This is a genomic window from Thauera phenolivorans (assembly GCF_001696715.1).
In the GTDB taxonomy this organism is placed as follows: Bacteria; Pseudomonadota; Gammaproteobacteria; order Burkholderiales; family Rhodocyclaceae; genus Thauera; species Thauera phenolivorans.
On sequence record NZ_MBFM01000004.1, the window covers coordinates 250368 to 258569 of the forward strand.

The window sequence follows — 8202 nt, forward strand, 5'->3', positions numbered from 1 at the left end:
AGGCGCCAGGGGCTCGTCTTCGACCCGCGGCCCGCCGGGCGGCGGGCTCGGGATCGATCAGTGCGAGGAAGCGGTCGCCGCGCCGACGCCGGTCTGCGCCCGCACGTACTGGTCCTCGAAGGCGTCCTTCTCGGCCGCCGCCCGAGCGCTGCTGTCGAGTACCGAGAACAGCCAGGTCATGAAGAAGGCGATCGGCATCGAGAACAGCGCCGGCTGGGTGTAGGGGAAGATCGGCGAGGCGTTGCCCAGCACGTCGACCCACACCGACTTCGACAGCACGACGAAGGTCACCGCGCTGAACAGGCCGGAGTAGCCGCCCACCAGCGCGCCCTTGGTGGTGAGGCCCTTCCAGTACATCGACAGGATCAGCACCGGGAAGTTGGCCGAGGCCGCCACGCCGAAGGCGAGCGCCACCATGAAGGCGATGTTCATCTTCTCGAACGCCATGCCGAGCAGCACCGCGACGATGCCCAGACCGATGGTGGCGAACTTCGACACCCTGAGCTCGGTCGCCTCGTCGGCCTTGCCCTTCATGATCACCCGCGAGTAGATGTCGTGCGAGATCGCCGAGGCACCGGCCAGCGCCAGGCCCGCCACCACCGCGAGGATGGTCGCGAACGCCACCGCCGACAGGAAGCCGAGCAGCAGGTTGCCGCCGACCGCGTTGGCGAGGTGCATGGCGATCATGTTGCCGCCGCCGATCACCGGGCCGCCGATCTGGCCGCCCTCGAAGAACTGCGGATTCTGGCCGACGATGATGATCGCGCACAGGCCCATGATGGCGATGACGTTGAAGAAGTAGGCGACGATGCCCGAGGCGTAGAGCACCGACTTGCGCGCTTCCTTGGCGTCGGTCACGGTGAAGAAGCGCATCAGGATGTGCGGCAGGCCGGCGGTGCCGAACATCAGGCCGAGGCCGAGCGAGATCGCGGTCACCGGGTCGGCGAGCAGGCTGCCCGGGGCGAGCAGTCGGTCGCCGAGCTTGTGCACCTCCATCGCGCGGGTCGTCAGTTCGTCGAAGCTGAAGCCGAACTGGCTGAAGGCGAGCACGCCCACCGCGGTGCCGCCGATCAGCAGCATGCAGGCCTTGATGATCTGCACCCAGGTGGTGGCGACCATGCCGCCGAAGGTCACATACACCATCATCAGCGCGCCGACGACGACGAGCGCGATGTTGTAGTCGAGACCGAACAGCAGCTTGATCAGCTGGCCGGCACCGACCATCTGCGCCACCAGGTAGAAGCACACCACGGTGAGCGAGCTGATCGCCGCCATGGTGCGCACCTTGCCCTGGTCGAGGCGGTAGGCGGTGATGTCGGCGAAGGTGAACTTGCCCAGGTTGCGCAGGCGCTCGGCCATCAGGAACAGAATCACCGGCCAGCCGACGAAGAAGGCCAGCATGTAGATGTAGGCGTCGACGCCCTGCACGTACATCATCGCGGTCAGACCGAGCAGGGTGGCCGCCGACATGTAGTCGCCGGCGATCGCCAGGCCGTTCTGGAAGCCGGTGATGCCGCCGCCCGCGGTGTAGAAATCGGAGGTCGACTTGGTGCGGCTCGCCGCCCAGTAGGTGATGCCCAGGGTCATCAGCACGAACACGAAGAACATGCCGATCGCGCTGAGGTTCAGCGGCTGCTTCTCGGCGGCGTCCATCGCCGGACCGGCGGCGAACACGGCGGCCGGCGCGAGCAGCGCCAGGCCGGCGGCGAGACGGGAAAGTCTGGTGGTGCGCATCACTTCTCCTCCTTCCAGGCAGCCTTCACGATCTCGTTGTTGATGTCGTCGAATTCGCCGTTGGCGCGACGGACATACACGAGGGTGAGAACCCAGAAGACGATGAACTGGACCAGGCCGGCGAGGATGCCGAAGGTGAGGTTGCTGCCTTCGAACAGGCGCATCGCGATCACGTCGGGCGCGAAGGCCACGAGCAGCACGAAACCGTAGAAGACGACGAGCACGATGATCGCCAGCGTGGTGGCGAAGCTCGTGCGCTTGCGCACGAGCTCATCGAAGCGCGGATTGCGCCTGATGTGGGCGTAAACTGAACTGGACATTTTCTCCCTCCTCTTGGAAATGCAACGTTCGGGTACGTCGACACCTCCACCCTCCTCGACGCCGGCCTTTCCGTCTGTCGCGGTCCGTTCCGGCGGGCGAGATCATACCCCAGTCCATAAGCTCCATACGTGTAAGTATGGGAAATTTTTATCGTTTCCCGAAGCAACCAATCCATGAAGACCAGAATCGATCTCGAGTTCAGCGACAGCGGCGTCGCAACCGTGTCGCTGTGCAATCCGGCCAAGCTCAATGCGGTGAATGCGGCGATGTGGCGTGGCCTGTCGGCGGCGATGCGGCGCATCGCCGAGACGCCCGAATTGCGCTGCGTGATCGTGCGCGGCGCGGGCGAGGACGCCTTTGCCGCCGGCGGCGACATCGAGGAGTTCGTCAGCGTGCGCGCCACGGTGGACGACGCCCTGCACTACCACGACGAACTGGTGGCGAACGCGCTGAACGCGGTTCGTGACTGCACGATCCCCACGGTGGCCGCCATCCGCGGCGCCTGCGTCGGCGGCGGGCTGGAGATCGCCGGCTGCTGCGACATCCGCATCGCGGGCGAGTCGGCGCGCTTCGGCGCGCCGATCAACCGCCTCGGCTTCTCGATGTATCCGGGGGAGATGGCCGGCCTGCTGGCGCTCGTGGGACCGGCGGTGGTGCTCGAGATCCTGCTCGAGGGGCGCATCCTCGACGCGCGCGACGCCTTGCACAAAGGCCTGCTGAGCCGGGTGGTCGACGACGAGATGGTGTTCGAGGAGGCCGCCGCCTGCGCCGCGCGCATCTGCGCCGGCGCCCCGCTGGTGGCCCGCTGGCACAAGCAGTGGGTGAGACGCCTGACGAGCGGCGCGCCGCTGACGGACGCGGAAAAGCGCGAGGCCTTCGCCTTCCTCGACACCGAGGACTACCGCGAAGGCCTGGACGCCTTCCTCGCAAAGCGCAAGCCGGAATTCAAGGGCCGCTGAGCGGCCTGCCGCGCCAGACGCGACGACGCCCGCGCGCGGCGGGCGCCCCGGGCGGCGAGCCTGACGCCCTCAGCGTGCGCTGCCCGCCGCGCGCATCGCCTCGGCGAATACCGCATCCTTGTCGATCTGCAGCGGCTGCGGCGCCTCCGGCGGGCACACCGACCGCGGGTCGATGCCGCTGCGGTCCTGACCGAGCGAGGCGGCGGTCGGCAGATCCTCGCGCGCGACCTCGAGCGCCGGCATCAGCCGGCCGATGCCCGCCAGCGTGCGCGCCTCGGCGATGCGCTGGTCGTAGGCCGCGTTCACATAGGCGCGCCGCGCCTGGAAGTACTCGTTCTCGGTGTCGAGCAGATCGAGCAGGGTGCGCTGGCCGATGTCGAACTGGCGCCGGTAGGCCTCGCGCGCCTTGGCGATCGACAGCTGGTGCTGGTCGAGGTAACCGAGCTGCTCTTTCAGCCGCTGGGAGTCGTGCCATGCGATCGACAGGCTCTGGCGCAGGTCGCGGCAGGCCTTCTCGCGCAGGTCCTTCGCCAGGTTGAGGCCCTCGGCCGCCTGGCGCAGGCGCGCGTCGTCGGCGCCGCCGCGGAACAGGTTGTAGCTCGCCACCAGTTCCACGACGCTCTCGCGCGTGTTGCCCGGCACGCCGTCGAGGTTGCGATCGAGCGCATGACGGGCGCGCAGGTCGAGCCGCGGATGGTAGGCGGCGCGGCGCGCCTCGACCTCGGCCTGCCCGGCGCGCACGCTTTCCACCGCGGCGTTGAGCAGCGGACTCGACGCGAACGCCTCGCGCAGTGCCGCATCCGCGCCGGTCGGCAGGCCATCGCTGCCCAGCCGCTCGCCCATCGGCGGCAGCGCCTCGGCGGGGCCCTCGCCGACCACGCGCAGATAGCGGGCGCTGACGTCGTGTAGGTTGGAGATCTCGGTCAGCAGGTTCGACTCGGCGAGCGCGAGGCGGCCGCTCGCCTGCTCGAGGTCCACCCGGCGGCCCACGCCGGCCTCGGCGCGCTCGGCGATCTGGTCGTGTACCTGGCGGTGCTCCACGTAGTTGTCCTGCGCCAGCCGCACCAGCTCGCGGTAGCGCCGCACGTCGGCATAGGCGCGGACGGCCTCCAGCGCGGCGCCCTCGGCGGCATCGACCAGCTCGTAGTAGCGCACCAGGCGGGCATAGCCGAGGCGCGACACCTCGCTGCGGGTGAAGAAGCCGTCGTAGACCATCTGGTTGAGCGACAGCGTCGCGTTGCGGTGGGTGAAGCTGTCGACCCGCTCGTTCGGCGTCTTCAGGCGTTCGCTACCCACGCTGCCGTAGACGTCGAGCTCGGGCAGATAGCCGCCGCGGGCGGCATCGCGCTCGGCCTCGGCGGCGCGGAAGGCGTGCCAGCGCGACTGCACTTCGGGATTGCTCACCACCGCCTTGCGTGCCGCCTCGCGCAACGCCTCGGGGGTGGCGGCCGCCACCGGCCCCGCCTGGAGGGCGGACAGCACGGCGAGACAGACAAGGGTGCGAAGGGTTTTCATGACTGCTCCAGGATGATAAGGGCCGGGACGGAGCGCGCTCGCGATGCGCCCGCGCGCCGGCCGGTAGCTATGCGGAAATGGTAGCGAGCGCCCCCGCCGGGCGCCGCGAACTAGCTAACGGAGGCGCCCACAAAGGCGGCGGCCGCGTCGCGCATGCGCCGCGCCGAGGACTAGCGCACGGCGGCGCGAGGAAGGATTTCCGATAATGCGGGCCACGCCAGTACAGGCCTTCGATGTCAAGCATCCGCCCTCCCCCGCCGCGCCGCTTCCTCACCGCCCTGCGTCGGCTCGCCGGCGCGCTGTGCGTCGGCGCGTGCGCGGCCGCGCGGGCGATGCCGGACGCCGGGGACGTGGAACGCCTGACGCAGGCGCGCCACGACGCGATGGGTGCGAGCAGGGTGGCCGACTGGCGGCGCCTGATCGCGGAGGCGGGCGGCTTGTCCGCAGGCGAGCGACTGGAGCGGGTGAACACCTTCCTCAACCGGCAACTGCGCTTCGACGATGACAAGGTGATCTGGCGCCAGCCCGACTACTGGGCGACGCCGATCGAAACCCTCGGCCTGGGGGCGGGCGACTGCGAGGACTTCGCCATCGCCAAGTACGTGAGCCTGCGCCTGCTCGGCATCCCGGCCGCACAGCTGCGCCTGATCTACGTGCGTGCGCGGATCGGCGGCCCGCGCAGCGGCCACTCCCAGGCCCACATGGTGGTGGGCTACTTTCCCGCGCCCGGCGCCGAGCCGCTGTTGCTCGACAACCTGATCGGCGAAATCCGCCCGGCGAGCCGGCGGCCCGACCTCTTCCCGGTCTTCAGCTTCAACGGCGAAGGCCTGTGGGTGGGCGGCGAGGTGGCCGCCGATCCGAGCGCCCGCCTGTCGCGCTGGCGTGATGTCCTCGATCGCATGCAGCGCGAAGGCCTGCAGTTCAACCCCTGATGCAAGTTCCCAAGGCACGTCCATCATGACCCTGACCAAACAGCTCTGGATCGCCATCACCCTCGTCACCACGGTCGCCCTCGGCGGCAGCCTCGCGGTGAGCCTGGAAAACGCGCGCCACTACCTGGAGCAGGAACTCCGGGTGAAGAACATCGACAATGCCGGCGCGCTCGCGCTGTCGCTGTCGCAGCTCGACAAGGACCCGGTGACGGTCGAGCTGCTGATCGCGGCGCAGTTCGACACCGGCCACTACCGCCGGATCCGCCTCGTCGACCCCGAGGGCAGCATCCTGGTCGAACGCAGCCGCCCCGCAACACCGGCAGAGGTGCCCGCCTGGTTCGTGGACCTGGTGCCGATCGCGACCCAACCGGGCCTCGCCCAGGTGCAGGACGGCTGGCAGCAGTACGGCACGCTCACGGTCGACAGCCATGACCGCTACGCCTACGCCTCGCTGTGGGCGGGCGCCGGGCGCCTGCTCGCATGGCTGTTCGGCCTCGCGCTGGCGTGCGGGGCGATCGGCACCCTCGCCCTGCACCGCATCACCCGCCCGCTGAAGGCGATGGTCGGCCAGGCCCGCGACATCGGCGAGCGCCGCTTCACCACCATCGCGGAACCGGCGACCGCCGAGTTCCGCAGCGTGGTGCGCGCAATGAACACCCTTGCAGAACACATCCACAAGCTGCTCGACGAGGAGGCGCAGCGGCTCGAAGCGCTGCGCCGCCAGACCGAGCACGATGAACTCACTGGCCTGTCCAACCGCGCCCAGTTCCTGCGCCAGCTCGACAGCGCGCTCGCGCGCGACGACGACGCGGCCGGCGGCAGCCTGGTGCTGGTGCGCGTGGCCGGTCTCGATGCGCTCAACCGCCGGCTCGGCCGCAAGGCGGTGGATGAGGCGCTGGCACGGCTGGCCGCGCAGCTCGCGGCGAGCGCCGAGACACGTGCCGACGCCAACTGCGGCCGTCTCAACGCGAGCGACTTCGCCCTCCTGGCGGCCGGCGCCGGCGAGGCGGCCGCCCTCGCCGACGCGCTGCGTGGCCGACTGCAGGAGGCGCTCGGCGCCGAGGCCGCGGAGAGCCTGCGCCTCGCCGCCTGCGCCTACCTGCCGGGCGAGACCCCGGGGATGGTGCTGGCGCGCGCGGACGCGGTGCTCGCCGCCGCCGAGCTCGGCTTCGGCCGCACGGTCGACGCCGGCCCGACCGACGCCCTGCTGCCGTACGCCAGCGCGGACGCCTGGCGCGCCGGAATCGGCGCGGCGCTGGACGCCGACCACCTCGAGCTCGCCGCCTTCCCTGTGCTGCGCGAAGACGGCAGCCTGCTGCACGAGGAGGCGCCGGTGCGCCTGCTGCTGGAAGGCCGCTGGCGCACCGCGGCGCAGTTCCTGCCGTGGGCGGCCCGGCTCGACCTGCTGCCGGCGATCGACGCCCGCGTCATTCGCGCCGCGCTGCAGCAGCTGGAGCAGCACCGCAGCCGCCAGCTCGCGATCAACCTGTCGGCCGCCGCGCTGCGCGACGCCGGCTTTCGCGCCACCCTGCACGAGGCCCTGCGCCATCGCCCCGGGCTCGCCCGCCGGCTGTGGATCGAGGTGCAGGAGGCGGCCGCGCTGCGCCACCAGGTGGAGTTCCGCAGCCTCTGCCTCGCGCTGCGCCCGCTCGGCTGCCGCATCGGCCTCGACCACGGCGGCAAGGAGTTCTCGCGCTTCGCCGGCCTGCACGAACTCGGGCTCGACTACCTGAAGATCGACGCCGCCTTCGTGCGCGGCATCGACACCTCGGCGGGCAACCAGTCCTTCGTGCGCAGCCTGTGCTCGCTGACCCACGCGCTCGGCCTGCTCGCGATCGCCGAAGGCGTGTGCAGCGAAGCGGAGCGACGCTGCCTGGTCGGGCTCGGGGTGGACGGCATCACCGGGCCGGCGGCACGCAGGATGGCGAAAAGCCCGCTCCCGCTGAACTGAGGGAATCAGCCGCAGTTGCCGCCCGAGCAGCAATCGCCCGCGCGAACCGGCTGCAGGGTCGGCTGCGCGAGCCCCGCCCAGCGTGCGAGCTCGCCGCGCGTGGGATAGCGCCCCGTCAGCGCCATCTCGCCATCGACCAGAACCAGCGGCAGCGCGTCCTGCCCGGCGTGCTCGAGAAAGCTCTTGACGACGGCGTTCTGCGCGAACTCGAGCGGCTGCTGCGCGAGGTCGAAGCGTTCGATCGGCGCCCCCTGCTGACTCGACCAGTCGACGTCGGCCGTGAAGTCGACCAGCGCCGGGTCGATCCTGGTGCCGCTCTGCGCGGGCTCGAACACTTGTATGCTTTTCATGCGGGGTCTCCGTTGTCCGCCACCATGGCGGGTCTGCGCAAGCCTAATCGGTCCGGTCTCGGCCGACCTTCGCACGGATCAAGTCCGCCGCCCGCGCGGCACTTCGGTCAATCGACGATCAGCTTGCCGTCGTTGAGCAGCTTGCCGACCAACGCGGCCGAATCGCCGCTGCCGGCGTAGGCGAACAGGTCGACCCCCTCGAGCACGATCACCTGGTCGGGGGTCCCGACCAGGCTGCCGTCGTCCGCGTGGGCGAACCCGCCGGCGCCGCTGACCTTGAGCACGGTCGAGGCCGCAGCGGGATCCGCCTCGAAGTGCAGGTAGCGCTCCAGGCTGCTCTCCGCCACCGTCCCCGGCAGCAGATCGGCCAGGTCGAGCACGTCGCCCTGCGCCAGGCTGAAGTCCCTCACCGTGTCGGTCGCGGGTGCCGCACCGGTATC

General features: G+C 70.4%; 8 protein-coding genes. 3 read left to right on the forward strand and 5 right to left on the reverse strand.

The features are described from left to right. Positions 1-57: 57 nt before the first annotated feature. Entirely contained in the window at positions 58-1734 is a 1677-nt protein-coding gene (locus tag BB334_RS11105) for a cation acetate symporter (RefSeq protein ID WP_068808554.1), read from the reverse strand. Beyond that, positions 1734-2054, reverse strand: a complete 321-nt coding sequence (locus BB334_RS11110) for a DUF485 domain-containing protein (protein WP_068808556.1) — start codon at positions 2052-2054, stop codon at positions 1734-1736. Before BB334_RS11110 ends, BB334_RS11105 begins: the two co-directional genes overlap by 1 nt. Before the next feature lie 174 nt (positions 2055-2228). On the opposite strand from BB334_RS11110, the gene BB334_RS11115 reads away from it, so the two are divergent. Next, positions 2229-3014: an enoyl-CoA hydratase/isomerase family protein gene (locus BB334_RS11115; RefSeq protein WP_068808558.1), complete on the forward strand. Its 786-nt coding sequence runs from the start codon at positions 2229-2231 to the stop codon at positions 3012-3014. A gap of 69 nt (positions 3015-3083) precedes the next feature. Here the strand turns inward: BB334_RS11115 and BB334_RS11120 are convergent, their stop codons facing one another. Beyond that, on the reverse strand, positions 3084-4529 hold the full coding sequence (locus tag BB334_RS11120) for a TolC family outer membrane protein (protein WP_068808560.1): 1446 nt from the start codon (positions 4527-4529) through the stop codon (positions 3084-3086). Between the two features lie 233 nt (positions 4530-4762). Between BB334_RS11120 and BB334_RS11125 the strand changes: the two genes are divergently transcribed. Both BB334_RS11125 and BB334_RS11130 read left to right on the forward strand, forming a co-directional pair. After that, positions 4763-5461 (forward strand): transglutaminase-like cysteine peptidase, encoded by a 699-nt coding sequence (locus BB334_RS11125; protein ID WP_068808563.1) that lies wholly within the window; start codon positions 4763-4765, stop codon positions 5459-5461. A gap of 25 nt (positions 5462-5486) precedes the next feature. Then, positions 5487-7412, forward strand: coding sequence for a bifunctional diguanylate cyclase/phosphodiesterase (locus tag BB334_RS11130; protein ID WP_068808565.1), 1926 nt, complete (start codon positions 5487-5489; stop codon positions 7410-7412). Between the two features lie 5 nt (positions 7413-7417). On the opposite strand, the gene BB334_RS11135 is transcribed toward BB334_RS11130, so the two are convergent. Further along, positions 7418-7762, reverse strand: a complete 345-nt coding sequence (locus BB334_RS11135; RefSeq protein WP_068808566.1) for an arsenic metallochaperone ArsD family protein — start codon at positions 7760-7762, stop codon at positions 7418-7420. 107 nt (positions 7763-7869) lie between these two features. Then, a partial coding sequence (locus BB334_RS11140; RefSeq protein ID WP_158014407.1) for a type I secretion C-terminal target domain-containing protein occupies positions 7870-8202 on the reverse strand: 333 nt, incomplete at its 5' end.